At 39.3% G+C, this 17856-nt stretch carries 14 protein-coding genes and 1 riboswitch; of the genes, 10 read left to right on the top strand and 4 right to left on the bottom strand.

Features of this window, described 5'->3' with window-relative positions; translation table 11 throughout:
- Positions 1 to 196 precede the first annotated feature (196 nt).
- Positions 197 to 2563 carry a Tex family protein gene (locus tag AC1M9J_RS07510; RefSeq protein WP_481952102.1) on the bottom strand — a complete coding sequence of 789 codons (2367 nt, stop codon included), beginning with the start codon at positions 2561 to 2563 and terminating at the stop codon, positions 197 to 199.
- Positions 2564 to 3045: 482 nt separating this feature from the next.
- Between AC1M9J_RS07510 and ompR the strand changes: the two genes are divergently transcribed.
- The 3 genes from ompR to AC1M9J_RS07495 all read left to right on the top strand — a co-directional run bounded on the left by ompR (position 3046) and on the right by AC1M9J_RS07495 (position 7104).
- Positions 3046 to 3810 (top strand): osmolarity response regulator transcription factor OmpR, encoded by a 765-nt coding sequence (gene ompR / locus AC1M9J_RS07505; protein ID WP_035263934.1) that lies wholly within the window; start codon positions 3046 to 3048, stop codon positions 3808 to 3810.
- A gap of 107 nt (positions 3811 to 3917) precedes the next feature.
- Complete coding sequence (locus AC1M9J_RS07500; protein WP_092767308.1) at positions 3918 to 5378, top strand: ATP-binding protein; 1461 nt, start codon at positions 3918 to 3920, stop codon at positions 5376 to 5378.
- Positions 5379 to 5586: 208 nt separating this feature from the next.
- Positions 5587 to 7104, top strand: coding sequence for an acetyl-CoA hydrolase/transferase family protein (locus AC1M9J_RS07495; RefSeq protein WP_481952101.1), 1518 nt, complete (start codon positions 5587 to 5589; stop codon positions 7102 to 7104).
- Between the two features lie 399 nt (positions 7105 to 7503).
- Here AC1M9J_RS07495 and phoU read toward each other — a convergent pair whose 3' ends face one another.
- Both phoU and abuO read right to left on the bottom strand, forming a co-directional pair.
- Positions 7504 to 8229, bottom strand: a complete 726-nt coding sequence (gene phoU / locus AC1M9J_RS07490; RefSeq protein WP_035263928.1) for a phosphate signaling complex protein PhoU — start codon at positions 8227 to 8229, stop codon at positions 7504 to 7506.
- Positions 8230 to 8325: 96 nt separating this feature from the next.
- Positions 8326 to 9666, bottom strand: a complete 1341-nt coding sequence (abuO, locus tag AC1M9J_RS07485; protein WP_092767312.1) for a multidrug efflux outer membrane protein AbuO — start codon at positions 9664 to 9666, stop codon at positions 8326 to 8328.
- Between the two features lie 279 nt (positions 9667 to 9945).
- Here abuO and AC1M9J_RS07480 point away from each other — a divergent pair, with 279 nt between their 5' ends.
- The 7 genes from AC1M9J_RS07480 to AC1M9J_RS07450 all read left to right on the top strand — a co-directional run bounded on the left by AC1M9J_RS07480 (position 9946) and on the right by AC1M9J_RS07450 (position 16636).
- Positions 9946 to 10998 (top strand): hypothetical protein, encoded by a 1053-nt coding sequence (locus AC1M9J_RS07480; RefSeq protein ID WP_481952100.1) that lies wholly within the window; start codon positions 9946 to 9948, stop codon positions 10996 to 10998.
- Positions 10999 to 11038: 40 nt separating this feature from the next.
- A riboswitch (TPP riboswitch) is annotated at positions 11039 to 11158 on the top strand.
- An 87-nt stretch (positions 11159 to 11245) separates the two neighbouring features.
- Positions 11246 to 13141, top strand: a complete 1896-nt coding sequence (gene thiC / locus AC1M9J_RS07475) for a phosphomethylpyrimidine synthase ThiC (RefSeq protein ID WP_481591483.1) — start codon at positions 11246 to 11248, stop codon at positions 13139 to 13141.
- Positions 13142 to 13214: 73 nt separating this feature from the next.
- Positions 13215 to 13841: an NUDIX domain-containing protein gene (locus AC1M9J_RS07470; RefSeq protein WP_035263922.1), complete on the top strand. Its 627-nt coding sequence runs from the start codon at positions 13215 to 13217 to the stop codon at positions 13839 to 13841.
- 3 nt (positions 13842 to 13844) lie between these two features.
- Positions 13845 to 14651, top strand: a complete 807-nt coding sequence (gene cpdA / locus AC1M9J_RS07465) for a 3',5'-cyclic-AMP phosphodiesterase (protein WP_035263920.1) — start codon at positions 13845 to 13847, stop codon at positions 14649 to 14651.
- A 206-nt stretch (positions 14652 to 14857) separates the two neighbouring features.
- On the top strand, positions 14858 to 15379 hold the full coding sequence (gene dksA, locus AC1M9J_RS07460) for an RNA polymerase-binding protein DksA (RefSeq protein ID WP_035263919.1): 522 nt from the start codon (positions 14858 to 14860) through the stop codon (positions 15377 to 15379).
- Between the two features lie 59 nt (positions 15380 to 15438).
- The gene (gluQRS, locus tag AC1M9J_RS07455) at positions 15439 to 16302 is read left to right on the top strand and encodes a tRNA glutamyl-Q(34) synthetase GluQRS (RefSeq protein WP_481952099.1); all 864 of its coding nucleotides are present in this window, start codon (positions 15439 to 15441) and stop codon (positions 16300 to 16302) included.
- Positions 16303 to 16381: 79 nt separating this feature from the next.
- Positions 16382 to 16636, top strand: coding sequence for a zinc-ribbon domain-containing protein (locus AC1M9J_RS07450; protein ID WP_481589171.1), 255 nt, complete (start codon positions 16382 to 16384; stop codon positions 16634 to 16636).
- Between the two features lie 16 nt (positions 16637 to 16652).
- On the opposite strand, the gene ftsW is transcribed toward AC1M9J_RS07450, so the two are convergent.
- The gene (ftsW, locus tag AC1M9J_RS07445; RefSeq protein ID WP_035263915.1) at positions 16653 to 17849 is read right to left on the bottom strand and encodes a putative lipid II flippase FtsW; all 1197 of its coding nucleotides are present in this window, start codon (positions 17847 to 17849) and stop codon (positions 16653 to 16655) included.
- Positions 17850 to 17856 lie beyond the last annotated feature (7 nt).

Genomic DNA, 17856 nt, shown 5'->3' with positions numbered 1-17856 from the left:
TTAATTTCTCTTAATTATATGACTTATAAAGTTAAAAATAATTTTGAAGTGATTAATTGATTATTAAGTTTTTCTTGTTGTTTTATACCATCTTAAAGTTTACATTTAAAATAAATCACCTTGATGTTCTTCATTTATTTAAAAACATAAGCATAAAAAAACCTCCCATATGGGAGGTTTTTTACCTGATTAAAGATTACTTCGAACCTTTAACCCCTGCTTGTAATAATAATGCACCTAAACCACCAATCTTCTGTTCTTGTGGTTTCTGCTGCTGAGGTTTTTTCGCATGTTGTGGGCGATCACCGTGTGGACGTGCTTGCTGAGAACGCTTCGCGTGTGGTTTACGCTCACCACGTTGCTCTTGCTGGCCTTGAGTTTCACGGCGTGGCTGGCGCGGTGCCTTCGCAGGTGCTTCAGATCCTGCAGGACGCATCGATAAATTAACACGATTACGTTCCACATCAACTTGTAACACACGCACTTGAACAATTTGCCCTGGTTTCACAAACTTATGTGGATCAGAAATAAATTCATTCGCTAGTTCTGAAATATGAACTAAACCATCTTGATGAACACCAACATCAACAAATGCACCAAAGTTCGTTACATTGGTCACTACACCTTCAAGCTCTAAGCCTTCAGTCAGTTGTGAAACCTCAGTAATGTCATCACGGAACTTCGCTGTACGGAACTCCGGACGTGGATCACGACCTGGTTTTTCAAGCTCCGCCAAAACATCTTGGATCGTTGGTAAACCAAATTTGTCATCAACAAACTCTTCAGGTTTAACCTGACGAATGATTTCAGTATTGCCAATAATATCTTTTACAGTGGTCGCTTTCGCTTCAACAATCTTGTTGACTAAACCATAAGACTCAGGATGAACTGCTGATGCATCCAATGGTTCTGAACCATCTTGAATACGTAAGAAACCTGCAGCTTGCTCAAAAGTACGCTCACCTAAGCGTGGTACTTTTTTCAAATCTTGACGATTATCAAAACGACCATTCTCTTTACGGTAGTCTACAATTTGCTGTGCTATAGATTTGTTTAATCCTGCGATGTAACCCAAAATCGCTGAAGATGCTGTATTTACATCTACACCAACTGAGTTCACACAGTCTTCCACTACAGCTTCAAGCGTTTTTGCCAAGCCTGTTTGATTCACATCGTGTTGATATTGACCTACACCAATTGATTTAGGATCAATCTTCACAAGTTCAGCCAATGGATCTTGTAAACGACGCGCAATAGATACTGCACCACGAATCGATACGTCTAAATCTGGTAATTCTTGTGAAGCCAATTCAGATGCTGAATATACTGAAGCACCTGCTTCAGATACAGACACGCGCGTTAATTTAAGATCAGCATGAGCAGCCATCATTTCCACAACAACAGCTTCTGTTTCACGACTCGCGGTACCGTTACCAATAGCAATTAGCTCAACATTGAATTCACGACATAAACGTGCCAATTCATTGATTGAGCCTTCTTTATCTTCTTTAGGTGCGAATGGATAAATCGTGCTGTGTGCCAGTACATCTCCAGATGCATTCACGACAGCCAATTTCACACCTGTACGGATACCAGGATCCACACCTAAAGTAGTACGTGAACCTGCTGGTGCAGATAAAAGTAAATGACGTAAATTTTCTGCAAATACTTGCATTGCTTCTGCTTCAGCAGCCAAACGCTTTTCTGTCAGAAGTGAATGCTCAATTGTAGGCCGGACTTTGCCGAGCCAGAATAATTTTGCAGTTTGCTTCAGAAAATCTTGACGGGCTTGAGGTTGAACTTGATCAAGATTGTATTCAGTTTCAATGCGCGCCAAAGGAGCATCATTTTCACCATCAACTTTTAGACCTAGTACATTCTCTTGACGTCCACGTAACATTGCCAATAAGCGATGTGATGGAACTTTGTTTAAGTTTTCAGAAAAATCGAAGTAGTCACGGAATTTTTTACCAACTTCTTTTTTCTCTTCACTAGCAACTAAGCTTTTTAACACTGCTGTTTTTGCAAACATCGCTTTAAGCTCTGTCGTGAGTGCAATATTTTGTGCCCAGTCATCAATGAGAATATGCTGAACAGCGTCTAATTGACTCTCTAAATCAGGATAATCTTCATGATTAAATCCTTCTAAAGCTTCTGCAGGTTCAACATTTTCATTATAGATTTTTTCAGCGATTGGGCCTAAACCAGCCTCTTTTGCTTTAAATGATTTACTCGTACGTTTTGGACGATACGGTGCGTAAATTTCTTCTAATGCATTTTTTGTTTCAACGGCATTGACGCGAGCTAACAAATCATCCGTGAGTTTATTTTGTTCTTTCAGTGATTCAATGACCTTTTCACGGCGTTCAAATAAATCACGAAGGTAAGTTAATCGGGTATCCAGTTGACGTAACTGCGTATCGTCTAAGCCTTGAGTTACTTCTTTACGGTAACGTGCAATAAATGGAACACTAGAACCTTCATCAATCAGCTTAATGGCAGCTTCTACTTGGTTTGGACGTACGGCAAGTTCACTTGCCAACTGCTGAACTAAGTCAGTCATCGTGTTAAATTCCACAAGGATAAGGACTAAAAGTTAGTGATTATAAAGACCGAGACTATAAAATCCACAATTGTTTTGAATATTTGCAATGAAATTTTAAATAAAAGTCTCAATTTTTCTAGTTTTATCTCCCAGAGAAAAATCTTCAGGTGAAGTCTCTGATCAATTATTTGAGTGTAATGCGTCATTGTGTCATCACTTTGACAATGAACTAAAACATTTAACTCTTTAAAATCACTTTATTTTTCTGATTTTGATGTAAATTTCTTGCTTTCAATAGCACTTCAAATTAGCTTCATATTGAATAGCGATTTTATTTTAAATTATTTGCCTAAAAACAGGTCAATACATGTTGTGATTTGGTTTCAGAACACACTTAAAATTGTAATTTTGAGCAATTTGATACATAGTCTTAACAAGAACTTAGGCATTATACTGAGACAAATGACTATTTATAAATACAACTTTTAAGGGAGTGCATCATGAGTTTAGTTGTACCTGCTGAAAATACTGATGTAGTACACAATGACACTGACAGAGTTGAACGCATTCTGGTCGTCGACGATGATGTGCGTCTTCGTACCCTTTTACAACGGTTTTTAGAAGATAAAGGTTTTGTGGTTAAAACCGCACATGATGCCACGCAAATGGATCGGTTATTACAACGTGAACTTTTCTCGCTCATCGTTTTAGATTTTATGCTTCCTGTAGAAGATGGTTTGAGCATTTGTCGTCGTTTAAGGCAGTCTAACATTGACACGCCTATTATTATGCTCACTGCACGTGGTAGCGACTCTGATCGTATTGCAGGGCTTGAAGCAGGTGCTGATGACTATCTACCAAAACCATTCAACCCAAATGAATTGTTAGCTCGTATCCGAGCTGTACTACGTCGACAAGTGCGTGAGGTTCCTGGGGCACCAAGCCAGAATGTTGAAGTGGTTTCATTTGGTCCTTGGTCACTCGATCTATCGACTCGAACACTGACTCGTGAGGGTCAAGTGGTGACCTTAACTACTGGTGAATTCGCAGTACTCAAAGCATTGGTGCAACATCCTCGTGAACCGTTGACACGTGATAAATTAATGAATTTGGCACGTGGTCGTGAATGGGGAGCAATGGAACGCTCTATTGATGTTCAAGTCTCTCGTTTACGTCGTTTAATCGAGGAAAATCCGGCTCGTGCACGCTATATTCAAACGGTGTGGGGTGTGGGATACGTATTCGTACCAGATGGTGCAGAATAATTTTTTAAACAATGGACTCCGCCATCAATGATGTCGGGGTCTTTATTTTATGTATTAAACAATTACATGCACTTATTCTTTTTAAGCCCAAACTCTCAGGTTAGACCGTGAAACTTGATCCTATTGACCCACAAAAATTTAATGAATTTGTTGCGTATTCAGAGCGAAAACGAACGAAATGGGAACGCTTTCTTGACAAAATCAAGCCGCGCTCCGCTGCAATGCGAACAACAGTTTTGGTTGTTTTTGTGGTGTTCTTTAGTCTGTTTATGTCACTTTGGTTTTTTTGGAAAACCCTCTATTTACCAGAGATTCAACAGCATGCACGCTACCTTGCGGTTGAACTCGAAATTATCAACAACCCCGACCTTCGAATTTTTCATGGTGACACTGAACTTGATGTTGACACATGGTTAAAACAGCGTGTTGGAATTGAATACGTTACAGACCCTGCTGCGTTCCCCAACCAGCGCGATAAAGTCATTGCTGAATTCTTTACGAACCAAGTTGAAAAACGTTTGGCCAAAGAGCTCGACGTGCCTGAGGTCACCGTCTATTTCCAATTTAAACCTAGCCCACGTATTTGGATTCAAACCCCAGAAATGAACGGGAATTGGGTTCAAGAACCGTTAAAAACTTATGCAAATTATAGCCCCGAATTGATTTTGGCATGGTTTCTTGGCGTACCGCTGATTTCAGCCATGATTATCTTAACTTTAGTGAGACAGCTCAATCGCCCACTACGCCGACTTCAAAATGCAGCAAATAGCTATAGTAAAACTGGAAAAGCCCCCTATCTTGAGACGAACCACGGACCTTTGGAAATCCGCCAAGTCAACCAAGCCTTTAATCATATGATTTATACATTGGAGCTCACTGAACGTGATCGTCAAATTATGTTGGCTGGTATTTCACATGATTTAAGAACCCCGCTCACTCGAATTCGACTGAGTGCTGAAATGATGTCAGATGATGACTTCTTGAAAGAAGGCTTAATCTTTGATGTGGATGATATGGATGCCATTCTTAATCAGTTTATTTCTTACATGCGTGATGGTTCAGATGAAGACCTAAAAGAAACCAATATCAATACCCTTTTGCAAGAATTGGTTATTCAGTTTAAACCCCTGGATATTCGCTTTGAACCAGAAGAACTCCCACTGATTACTGCTCGTTCGCTTTCCCTCAAGCGCTTAATTGGTAACTTAATTAATAATTCTAAGCGTTATGGTGCTGAACCCATTGAGCTAAGTGCGAAAGTCGAGGGAGATCATCTAAAAATTTGTGTTGCTGATCACGGTGATGGAATCCCAGAAGATCAAATTGCAGACCTTATGCAACCTTTTGTACGTGGCAATGAAGCACGTACCATCCAAGGGAGTGGTCTTGGTTTAGCCATTGTAAAACGAATTGTCGATATTCATGAAGGTGAATTAAAAATTCATAATCGTCCTGAAGGAGGTCTTGAAGCTATCATTCTACTGCCCCTTTCAACACCTCAAGTTGCTGATATTTCAACCAATAGCACCTTAGATAAAATAAGGCAAACCATCACCGAACGATTTTGATGAATGGTGAATAGTTGAACGGTTGAATTGGTTTAATTATTCACCACAATGAAAATTAAAAATAAAAAACAATATCTTACAAACCATAATATATCTTTATATCCGCATTTTTTGAAAAAATTAGACCTTAGCCTAACAGGTATGCAAAATGGCTCGCTTGATCGGTACAATCGGTGCCAGATCCAGAATATCAAGAGAAGAGTAAACCATGTCTTTAGATCGCATTCGTTTAGAGTCACTTCATGAAAAAGTCATTTCAGCTGAACAAGCTTCAACGTTTATTGAAGATGGCATGACCGTAGGTATGAGTGGTTTCACGCGTGCTGGTGAAGCTAAAGCAGTTCCATTGGCATTGGTAAAACGCGCTCATACAAACCCTTTAAAGATCACTTTAATCACTGGTGCGTCTTTGGGTAATGACTTAGATAAACAGTTAACTGAAGCTGGCGTATTGGCTCGTCGTCTACCTTTCCAAGTCGATAATACTTTGCGTAAGGCGATCAATAAAGGCGAAGTAATGTTTATTGATCAGCATTTGTCAGAAACTGTTGAACAAATGCGTAATAAACAATTGAAAAAGCCTGATATTGCTGTAATCGAAGCTGTAGCAATTACTGAAGATGGTGGCATCATTCCAACGACTTCAGTAGGTAACTCAGCAAGCTTTGCAATCTTTGCAGAAAAAGTAATTGTTGAAATTAACACAAATTTAAGCCCAGCATTCGAAGGCTTGCACGATATTTATATCCCATCTTATCGTCCGACACGTCAGCCGATTCCACTCACTCAAGTCGATGAGCGTATTGGTACACATGCAATTAATATCGATCCTGCTAAAATTGTTGGCATCGTATTTAACAGCGAATTCCATGATTCTCCATCAACAGTCACTGCACCAGATGATGAGACTCAAGCAATTGCAAACCACTTAATCGAATTCTTTGAAAAAGAAGTGGCTGAAGAACGTCTTCCTAAAAATTTAGGTCCATTACAAGCAGGTATTGGTTCAATTGCCAATGCGGTGTTAACGGGTCTTAAAGAATCGCATTTTGAAGATCTCATCATGTACTCAGAAGTACTTCAAGACTGTACTTTTGAATTAATTGATGCTGGTAAAATGAAATTCGCTTCTGGCTCATCAATTACACTTTCTGCACGTTATGGTGAAAAAGTATTCAATAATCTTGAGCAATACAAAGACAAACTTGTATTACGCCCTCAAGAAATTTCAAACCACCCAGAATTGGTACGCCGTTTAGGGATTATCGGGATCAATACTGCGCTTGAATTTGACATCTACGGCAATGTGAACTCTACGCACGTATGTGGTTCAAAAATGATGAATGGTATTGGTGGTTCAGGTGACTTCGCACGTAATGCGCATATCGCAATCTTCGTGACTAAATCAATCGCTAAAGGCGGTGACATTTCATCTGTAGTGCCGATGGCATCTCACGTAGATCACACAGGTCATGACGTAGACATTCTTGTTACTGAACAAGGTCTTGCTGATTTACGTGGTCTTGCACCGCGTGAACGTGCACGTGCAATCATCGATAACTGTGTTCACCCATTGTATAAAGATGCATTAAACGACTATTTCGATCGTGCATGTGCTAAAGGTGGACAAACTCCTCACCTACTTACAGAAGCGCTCTCTTGGCATTCTAATTTCGAAGAAACAGGTCATATGTTATCTGCACCTGCTGAAGCAAAATCTGCATAAGTATGACTTAAAAAAGCCCTGAATATCAGGGCTTTTTTTATTTCGAAAGATTCTAAAATACTTTTAGATCATCATAATAGTTGACATAAACTAATGAAATAGGCAGGATTGGGTAGGACACTAAAGTGTGATAAGGTTTACATTTTACAAATATTAAATTACACAAAATCACACTTTTATGGCTGAACTTTACACATAATTTAAGTATTATTATTTCATAGCAAGATTATGAGTGAACAAATAATAATAACAGCGTACTGTTTCATCAGTTTTCCTTCCTAGATTTCCCCCAAAATCTAGGAATTTTTTTTGTCTATATGTTTTACAGAACTCAAGTTTAGTGTCCACATAAAAAAACCTCGATATTCGAGGTTTTTTGTGTTTGAGACGAATTCTATTTTAATGATTACCTTGAACTTTTTCCTCAATCTCTTCCACACTGGTGTGTCGTACGTCATAGCCTTTAGCCATATAAATCACTTGTTCAGAAATATTTCGCGCATGGTCACCAATACGCTCCAAAGAACGCAGCACCCACATGACATTCAGAACACGAGAAATATGACGAGGATCCTCAATCATGTAGGTCATTAATGTACGTGTAGCAGATTGATATTCACGATCGATATCTGCGTCAGCCAACAATACTTTAAGTGCTTGCTCTGCATCAACACGTGCAAATGCATCCAATGCATCATGAATCATTACTCGCACTTGATTACCGATATGACGTGTTTCCATATAACCACGAGGTGATTCACCTTCTTCACATAGATTTTGGGCTATACGTGCAATTTTAGCTGCTTCATCACCAATACGTTCTAAATCGGTATTGGCCTTGCTCATTGCAATCACCATACGCAGATCACTTGCAGCAGGATGGCGACGCACTAAAATCAAAGTCAAACCTTCATCAATTTCACGCTCATAGCGATTTACCGTATTATCCTGAAATTGGACATCTACAGCTAAATTCACATTGGTGTCTAAAAGAGCATGAATGGCATTAGCAACTTGTTGCTCAACCAAACCACCCATCGCCATAAATTTGGTATGGACATCTTGCAAATCTTCGTTAAATTGAGAAGAAATATGGTGGCTAAGTACAGGATTATTAGAGCTCAAAGTCTTATTACTCCACACAGCGTGAATGGATTGAAATTTTTGCCATATTAAAGCATATCAATTGTGAATATTTGATGACAAAACAATCAATTTATTCTATTTTTCAACTAACCATGCATTCATTTGACGAAGCTCATTTTCATTCAATTGTCCCACAGAAGCCTTCAACCTCAACACATTCAACACATAATCATATTGAGCATTCACAAAATCTAATCGCGTTGCAAAAGCATTTCTTTGTGCAAGCAACACATCAACCATACTTTTAAGCCCTTCATCATACTGAGCTTGGGATGCTTTCGCGACTAATGCTGAAGAATCCATGGCAGCTTTGCGCGCTTGCAATGTAGCACTATCCATATCAATTTGTAGGTAAGATTTTTTAGCATCTGTGGTTGCTTTACGTATCGCAGCTTCTAATTGGCGTTCCGACTTTTCAACATTTTTTGTCGCTTTATCAATATTAATTTTAGTTCGTCCACCGGTATAGGCATTCCAGTTCATTTCTACACCCACCTGATCAAATTTCCCATCACTTGATATAGCTGTTTGTGGTGACTGTTCACTATAACCATAAGTGGCTACTGCTTCGACTTGAGGATAAAGCGCCGCTTGCTCTACACGTCGCTGATCATTGGCATATTGACGTTGCAAACGCGCTTGTAGAATTTCAAGATTCTGTTCTTGAGCTAATTTAGTCCATTCACTCATGATATTCGGTACAGGCTTTTGATACTCGAAATCATCACTTAAAACAGCGAGCTTTTCTTGGTAAGGTCCAATCAACTGAGCAAGTTGCTCTTGTGCCAAGATTAATTGAACACCTGTCGCAATTCGATTTGCTCGCGCATTTTGATATTGTGCATTCGCTTCGCTCACATCGCTTTCAGCAACTAAACCTTCTTTGAGTTTGGCATTCATCATATTGAGCTGCTCGAATAATGCTTTTTCTTCTTGAGCGTTAGTGAGCGTTAAAGCCTGTTGACGTAGTACATTAAAATAAGCTTCAGAGACATTTAATATATGTTGTTGCTGTTGCTGTTTTAAAGTGACTTCACTCAGTTGAACTGAGGTTTTTACCTGTTTATATCCCTGCCAAGCATCCATTCTGAAAATGGGTTGTCGTGCAGTAATCGCAATTTGACGAGTGGTCGATGTCGATGCCAACAGGTCAGAACTATTAAAAAAAGGATTCGATTCTGTACTTGAACGATTTACATCTTGGTTTTTACGCGTCACATTTCCTGAAACAGTTACTGTCGGCAGCAAATTACCTTTTGCTAAACCTATATTTAACTGATCAGCCTCATACTGCAAAACGTTGGCTTGCCAATTTGGATCGGTTTGCTTTGCTCGCTCATAGGCTTCAACGAGGTTCAATGCAAAGCTCATCGGGCTAAGCGCAATTAAACTGACTGCAAGTAGAGTTTTTTTCATGATAATGACTTCACAGTACCTTAAGCATTTGAATAACAAGTAATTAGAATAGGATGTTGCAAATATAATCTTTAATCGAGCTTTTTACGTATCAATTTTATTATTTTTTCATTTAATCCGGAGAATTATTTTGAATTATGCGCATTGATGTATGTTTTTCATACATTATTTTAACGCTTGATTGCGAAGCAACTACAATAAATTTCAGTGTACGGTTTTAAAATAAGTGAAAATCTATTTGCGCCTCATTTCACACTTTAACTGTATTTTGATATCTCAATGAAGTCATTTTTGCACACGTTTAAGCCTATTCGTCAATTATTGACTCTTATGGTCGTAAGTCTTGGCTTAACTGCATGTCAAAAACCGATTTCCGAAGAAATACCTACTGAATCTCCAAACCCAACCCAAAACCAGAACACCACACCTGATCTCAACCTCATTTGTCAAAAACTCAAAAAAGAAATGCTCGGGATAACTGCTCAACGGACTACATTCGCCATTGAGCAAATCAATCAAGATATTCGACTTTGTCTTCCCTTAATGCCCTTTCAGGAACAGAAAGAATTGATCGGTTTGGCAGACATCATGTATAGAAATTTCTTAAGTATAGATCGATCAGCTGATCAGCAAAAAGCTTTTGATTTATATGCTCATGGCCAGTCGCAATTTCCGACGATTCAACAATCACAAATTGAAAAATTACATCCACGAGATCAATATTTACTTCGGCATAAAGGTCAAGCGTATATTGATCTCGTCGATATTAACCACCAAGCAACCTATCAAAGAAACCCATATTATTTAGCACGAGTATTTGCCCCCTATTTCCCTGAGGCAGAACAAGCATTTATGCAAGAACTTGCTGAACAAAATCAGCAAGCACAATTTGAAGATCCTCATTTTCATCTTGAAGCAAAAGAGATTTCTAGACGTGCCCAGTATTGGGAAAATTATCTAAAAAAATATCCTCAAAGCAGTTTCCGTTTAGATGCAGAGTACCTTTATCATTTTTATTCAAATTTATTATTTAAAGGTCTCAAACATGATCCTGTTTCTCATGATTTTGAAGGACGTGTTGAAATTGCACCCGATGCTTTAACTGAAATCGAACAACTCGCAAATATGAAAAATAGTCGTTTAGCAGATCAAGCGAGACTTTTCTTAAAATTTATCGAACTGGATTCACAACAAAAAAGTAAATTAACTTCAAATCAGACTGATCAAAATCCGCAAGTTCTTATACAGCTAAGTCACTATTTAAACTTAAAAACTGTTGATCTTGAAAATCGTCGTAATTGCTTTAAAGACGCAATTTGTTATGCATCATAGTCTGATGACTTTAATCGGACTTTATATGTTAATATTTTGGCATCGCTTGACGGAGCGCGAGTAATAACTCGCTGAGATCACCTAAAACATTGTTTTGATGGTGAGTACCGTTGAACCTGATCAGGTTAATACCTGCGTAGGAATCAAGCCATCTAAAAACTTTGTTCTAGGTTATTCATTCAGGATAATTCCGCCACCGTTTTTGGTCGTGCTTGATTCGTTGATGTCATTCATAAGGATCATTGCAATGAACCAATTAACGAATCTTTCAAATACAGATCTCTCTGCTCAACATGAGCAAGATGCTCAAGATCTCACCCGCATTTTACCAGCGTCAAAAAAAGTCTATGTTCAAGGTTCTCGTCCAGATATTCGCGTACCCATGCGTGAAATTGCACTCTCCGATACACCAACGGGCTTAGGCGGTGAGTATAATCCTGCCATTTTGGTGTATGACACTTCAGGTGTTTATACCGACCCTGAGATTCAAATTGATTTAAATCGAGGCCTACCAAACCTCAGAGATACATGGCTTGAAGAGCGCGCAGATACAGAACAACTCGCGACATTAAGCTCAAAATTTGGGCGAGAACGTCTTCAAGATATTCGTACAGCTGGCATTCGTTTCGCACATATCCAGAAACCTCGTCGAGCTAAACCAGGACATAACGTTACGCAAATGCATTATGCTAAGCAGGGTATTATCACGCCTGAAATGGAATACATTGCGATTCGAGAAAACCAAAAACAGCGCGAAGGTGTGGATACTCGCCAACATGTTGGTCAAAACTTTGGTGCAAAAAATTTATTAGAAATTACACCCGAATTTGTACGCCAAGAAGTCGCTGCAGGTCGTGCCATTATTCCTGCCAATATCAATCATCCTGAACTCGAACCGATGATTATCGGACGAAATTTCCTAGTGAAAATCAATGCCAATATTGGCAACTCAGCACTGGGTTCATCCATTGATGAAGAAGTGGCAAAAATGACATGGGCAACACGTTGGGGTGCTGACACCATCATGGATTTATCTACGGGTAAAAATATTCACGAAACACGCGAGTGGATTATTCGAAACTCCCCTGTACCTATTGGAACTGTTCCGATTTATCAAGCATTAGAAAAGGTGGATGGAATAGCAGAAGATCTTACATGGGAAATTTTTAAAGACACTTTAATCGAACAAGCTGAGCAAGGGGTTGATTACTTCACGATTCATGCTGGTGTTTTATTACGCTATGTTCCTCTCACAGCCAATCGCTTAACGGGCATCGTTTCACGCGGCGGTTCAATCATGGCACAGTGGTGTCTTGCACATCATAAAGAAAATTTCTTATACACCCATTTTGATGAAATCTGCGAGATCATGAAAGCCTATGATGTCTCATTCAGCTTAGGTGATGGTTTACGCCCTGGGTGCATTCAAGATGCCAATGACGAAGCCCAATTTTCCGAACTGCGTACATTAGGAGAATTAACCCATCGAGCTTGGGAACACGATGTGCAAGTCATGATTGAAGGTCCTGGTCATGTTCCTATGCATATGATTAAAGAAAATATGGATTTACAACTTGAGGTTTGCAAAGAAGCACCTTTTTATACATTAGGACCATTAACAACAGATATTGCACCTGGTTATGATCATATTACTTCAGCAATTGGTGCAGCCATGATCGGTTGGTATGGAACAGCGATGCTTTGTTACGTAACACCTAAAGAGCATTTAGGTCTACCCAATAAAAAGGACGTCAAAGATGGCATTATTACCTATAAAATTGCAGCACATGCTGCAGACCTCGCCAAAGGACACCCAGGTGCTCAAGTCCGTGATAATGCGCTTTCAAAAGCACGTTTTGAGTTTCGTTGGGAAGATCAATTTAACTTAAGTTTAGATCCTGATACAGCACGTAGTATGCATGATGAAACCATGCCTAAAGAGGCACATAAATCAGCGCATTTCTGTTCGATGTGTGGACCTAAATTTTGCTCAATGAAGATTACCCAAAATGTGCGTGAATACGCTCAAAATCAGCAGTCTGATAATCTAGATCTCAAGTTAAATCAAGAGATTGAATCAGGTCTCAACGCGATGAAAAATGAGTATCATAAGCAAGGACAAAAGTTGTATCAGAAGCTGTAAAAATTAAAAAACCTGTTTTTCTTTAATGCAATCTCAGTTAGGATGAAATAAATTTTTGTCCTAACGTATACGAATGAAAATTCTTGAAAAAGCCACCTACAATAATAAAGATTTTAAGGTCCATTCTCGCGAATCCCTTTATCAAGGATTCATTCGTATAGAGAAAGTGAGCATCACACATCGTTTATTTGGTGAGAATACTTATACCCCAACAATTCATCGTGAATTAGTGCATCGTAAAGAAGCTGCTGGTGTACTCATCTACAATGATGCGCTCAAGCGCTTTGCACTGATTGAACAATTTCGAATTGGTGCAATCGATGATCCTATCTCCCCATGGCAACTAGAAATCATTGCAGGCGTATTAGATGGCGATGAATCACCTGAAACATGTATTCAGCGTGAGAGTTTAGAAGAATCTGGTTGTGAAATTCGTAATCTGGAACATTTATTTACCTTCTATCCTTCTGCTGGTGCGTGCGATGAAGTTTTTCATTTGTATGTTGCAGAAGCAGATCTTCCTGAGCAAGGCGGTATTCATGGTATGCCAGATGAAGGTGAGAATATCCAACTGCATATCTTAGCTTATTCAGATCTTGAACCATTATTGGCATCCAAACGATTGTGTAATGCACCTGTCATCATGGCTCTGCAATGGCTCAAACAGCACATTGCTACTACCTCTATAGCGCTGAGGTAATTTATGACGCCTTTAATCAAACAGAATAAAAATGATCAGCTCATTATCCAAATTACCGATACCCATCTCATGGATCATCCTGACACGCCGTTTGTTCAGATAAATCCTGAACAAAGTTTTCATGCAGTGATCAATGATATTTTAAATCGCTATCAAGACATTGATGCGATTATTCATACAGGTGACTTGGCACAGGTACCACATGAGGCAACTTATCAGCGATATTTGAGTTTCATGAAAAATTTGAATATTCCGTTTTATCAAATTCCAGGCAATCATGATGATGCCGAATATTTTCCTTTTGCAGCGCCTGATCCTATACCGGCCGTGTTAACTTTCGGAACGTGGAAAATCGTCCTATTAAATAGTGCTGTGCCCCACAAAGTAGATGGTTGGATTAAAGCAGAACAATTGAATCATTTATCAATGATTCTTCAGGAAACACAGCAGCACCCAGTCATTTTGGCGTGTCATCATCACCCACTTGAAATGAATTCCAAGTGGATTGATCGACACATCTTAAAAAATTCAGATCAATTGACACAGATCATGGCAGAATATCAACACATTCAAGCAGTGATCTTTGGACATGTGCACCAAGATTCGTTGAATGTCTGGAAAAATATTCAATTTTTATCAACGCCTTCTACCTCTGTTCAGTTTAAACCAAAGACTGAAGATTTTGCCTTTGATGACCTTGCACCAGGCTATCGCAGCCTGCTATTGAAAGCTGATGGTAGCTTTGAAACACGTGTTCATCGCCTACAAAATTTTGCGCAAAATATTAATAAAGAAATTTCAGGTTATTAGCTTTTCTTTTAAAGTGTTTTGGATTAAGTTATCTGTCCGAATGGAATCTGAACAGTCCAAAACAGATATTCATAGCTTTCATCTTTGATAAAAAATCTATATGATGACGCCCCCGATAGCAACAATCTATCGGAAGCGATAAAAACACTTGCATATCACCATATTTTTTGCGTACGCAAACACGCATATGATGAGGAATGCCCTTTATGGCGAATGACAACCAAAATCAAGTCTTGGAAGAAAACAACGTAGTTGCTGAAAAAGTAAAACGCGTGCGTAAGACCAAGCCAAAGACTTCCGAAGGCGGTACTACAGCGAGTCTATTTGGCATCGAGCCTTATCAGCCGAAAAAAAATGAAGAATACATGTCTGAAGGTCAACTTGAGCATTTCCGTCAAATTTTATTGGCATGGAAAGACGAGTTAATGTCAGAAGTGGATCGAACATTAAATACAATGCAAGATGAAAATACTGCATTGCCTGATGTAAATGACCGTGCAACGCAAGAAGAAGAGTTTGCGATTGAGCTTCGTACTCGTGACCGTGAACGCAAGTTAATTCGCAAAATTGAACAATCTATCGAAGCAATCAAAAATGATGACTATGGTTTCTGTGAAACCTGTGGGATCGAAATTGGCTTACGTCGTTTAGAGGCTCGTCCAACAGCGACGCTTTGCATTGATTGCAAAACTTTAGCTGAAATTAAAGAGAAACAAAATAACGGTTAATCATGTTATTTAATAATCCTTCCCTAACCCCTCCTTTGATAAAGGAGGGGGACAACAGGATGGCTTATGTGGGTCGGTTTGCGCCATCGCCAACCGGCCCTCTTCATTTTGGATCACTCATTACAGCTGTTGCAAGCTATTGTGAAGCAAGATCTCATGCAGGCAAATGGGTTGTACGAATTGAAGATACAGACATCCCTCGCATATATCCTGGTAGTGAAGAACATATCTTGTCATGTATTGAAGCTTTCGGTTTCGATTTTGATGACGAAATTATCTTTCAAAAAGACCGTTTAAACATCTATGAATCTGTCTTAAATGATCTTCAGCAACGTGACCTCACCTATGCCTGCCAATGTACACGCAAAATCTTAGGCTCTAATCATATCTATAGCGGTACTTGCCGCGATTTAAAACTACCACACGATCAACAAGCCATTCGGGTTAAAACATCAGACGAGTTGATTTGTTTTGAGGATCTTTTACAAGGTCAGCATTGCTCTAATTTGACCAATGAATTAGGAGATTTTGTTCTTAAACGTCGCGACGGTATTATTAATTATCAGCTCGCCGTGGTTGTGGATGATTATCTACAAGGAATGACTCATGTTGTGCGTGGTGCTGATTTGCTGGATAACACTGAACGACAAATTTGGTTAGGGCGATTATTGGGCTACCCTGAACTTCAGTATATGCATTTGCCCCTAGCAATGAATAAAGATGGTACAAAGCTTTCTAAGCAAAATTTAGCTGTAGCACTTGATCTCACCCAAGCCCCCCAACTCTTGAACAAAGCTATTCATGCATTAGGACAAGATCCAGTTGATCTAGATCAACCAAATCGCATGCTTCTACAAGCAATTCAACAATGGGATCGTAAGAAAATTCCAGTTGGCACCACCATACAAGGTGTTTTTGAATAGTGTCCATACAGAATCATGCTTGTTATTCAGCTGAAAATGTTTTTGAATTCCATTTAAATAGATTAATCAGGAGTTCATTATGTTTTTTATTTTTGGGGTAGGACCTAAAACCATCAAAACGGAAAAGGGGCAATTTCTATGCCCAGTCTGTCGTACACATAGCAATTATGAAATTAAACAACAACGCAATTATTTTTCTTTATTTTTTATTCCATTGATTCCACTATCAAAACCCAAATCTGGTCAAGTCACCTGTTTAAACTGTGGCACACATATGCCAACAATGGTGTTGCAGCAAAATAGTACTCCACCATCATCAGATTTGAATGCTTAAGATACAATCGTGTATTTTAAAAGCTAGATACTTCCTTAGCCTGATTCTTTTCTTGGGTTGTTGCTTCAATTTTCAGCATTAAACTGACCATGACAGCACACATAATCAGAGATGAACCACCATAACTAATAAATGGTAAAGTTAAACCTTTTGTTGGGAGCAGCCCCATATTCATGCCAGCATTTACCATAATTTGCAGAACAAAAATAATGCTAATCCCGTAAGCCAAATAACCCGCTCTCAAGAATTGATGTTGAATGGCACGATGCCCAATTCGAATACACGCACCCACCATAAGAAATGACAGTGCGAGAACAACCGTAATGCCCATGAAACCGAACTCTTCTGCCAAAATAGCCAACATAAAGTCCGTATGCGCCTCAGGGAGATAAGACATTTTTTGAATACTATGGCCTAAGCCTACCCCTAACCATTCACCACGTCCAAAGGCCATAAGCGCATTTGAAAGCTGATAACCAGAACCTAAAGGATCTGCCCATGGATTGGTAAAAGACATTAAACGCTCGAAACGATAAGGCTCGAACACAACCAGCACTACAAATGCCATGATAATGGCACCCAATGCAATACCAAACTGGATTAGTGGCGCACCTGCAAGAAAGAACACCCCTAACATCGTTAAGGCAACCACTACCGTTGCACCTAAGTCAGGTTCAGCAATAATCAAACCAACTGTACATAGCATTACTGTTGCTAACCGTGCCAGCCCTTTCACATTATTCCGCACTTCTTCTGCCCGACGGACAACATAATCTGCAGTAAAAATAGCCATCATCACTTTCGCAGCTTCAGTAGGCTGGAAGGTAAATCCTGCGATTCGAATCCAACGCGTCGAACCGTTCACTTCCGAACCGACTAATAACACCGCGACAAGCAATGCCATAGTCATCATCCATAACGGAAATGTGTTATTAAACCAGGTATTTAACGAAACACGATAAACCAAAATTGCTGCGACAAACGCAACCACGATGGATATGGCATGGCGGATGACATAGTGGAATGGATTTTCATGCAATCTTTCAGCGTAAGGCATAGAAGCTGAACCAACCATCACCGTTCCAATACAGAGCAGTGCAATCACACAAAAAATTAGAACATTCCTTGATGTAATTTCACTTGGAATACGTGGTAACCAACGTTGGTAAATTTTATTCACTTTATCAATCGTTGTCTGAGCTGACTCAGCCATATCTTCG

The sequence above is a fragment of the Acinetobacter sp. ANC_7588 genome, assembly GCF_056783995.1.
The sequence above is the reverse complement of the archived record's forward strand: the minus strand, read 5'-3'. Positions and strand labels throughout refer to the sequence as shown.

Excerpts from the sequence above, each read along its gene's own strand:
- AC1M9J_RS07510 (WP_481952102.1), bottom strand. The coding sequence starts at position 2,563 with ATGACTGACTTAGTTCAGCAGTTGGCAAGTGAACTTGCCGTACGTCCA.
- ompR (WP_035263934.1), top strand. The coding sequence starts at position 3,046 with ATGAGTTTAGTTGTACCTGCTGAAAATACTGATGTAGTACACAATGAC.
- AC1M9J_RS07495 (WP_481952101.1), top strand. The coding sequence starts at position 5,587 with ATGTCTTTAGATCGCATTCGTTTAGAGTCACTTCATGAAAAAGTCATT.
- abuO (WP_092767312.1), bottom strand. The coding sequence starts at position 9,666 with ATGAAAAAAACTCTACTTGCAGTCAGTTTAATTGCGCTTAGCCCGATG.
- AC1M9J_RS07480 (WP_481952100.1), top strand. The coding sequence starts at position 9,946 with ATGAAGTCATTTTTGCACACGTTTAAGCCTATTCGTCAATTATTGACT.
- thiC (WP_481591483.1), top strand. The coding sequence starts at position 11,246 with ATGAACCAATTAACGAATCTTTCAAATACAGATCTCTCTGCTCAACAT.
- AC1M9J_RS07470 (WP_035263922.1), top strand. The coding sequence starts at position 13,215 with ATGAAAATTCTTGAAAAAGCCACCTACAATAATAAAGATTTTAAGGTC.
- cpdA (WP_035263920.1), top strand. The coding sequence starts at position 13,845 with ATGACGCCTTTAATCAAACAGAATAAAAATGATCAGCTCATTATCCAA.
- dksA (WP_035263919.1), top strand. The coding sequence starts at position 14,858 with ATGGCGAATGACAACCAAAATCAAGTCTTGGAAGAAAACAACGTAGTT.
- gluQRS (WP_481952099.1), top strand. The coding sequence starts at position 15,439 with ATGGCTTATGTGGGTCGGTTTGCGCCATCGCCAACCGGCCCTCTTCAT.
- AC1M9J_RS07450 (WP_481589171.1), top strand. The coding sequence starts at position 16,382 with ATGTTTTTTATTTTTGGGGTAGGACCTAAAACCATCAAAACGGAAAAG.
- ftsW (WP_035263915.1), bottom strand. The coding sequence starts at position 17,849 with ATGGCTGAGTCAGCTCAGACAACGATTGATAAAGTGAATAAAATTTAC.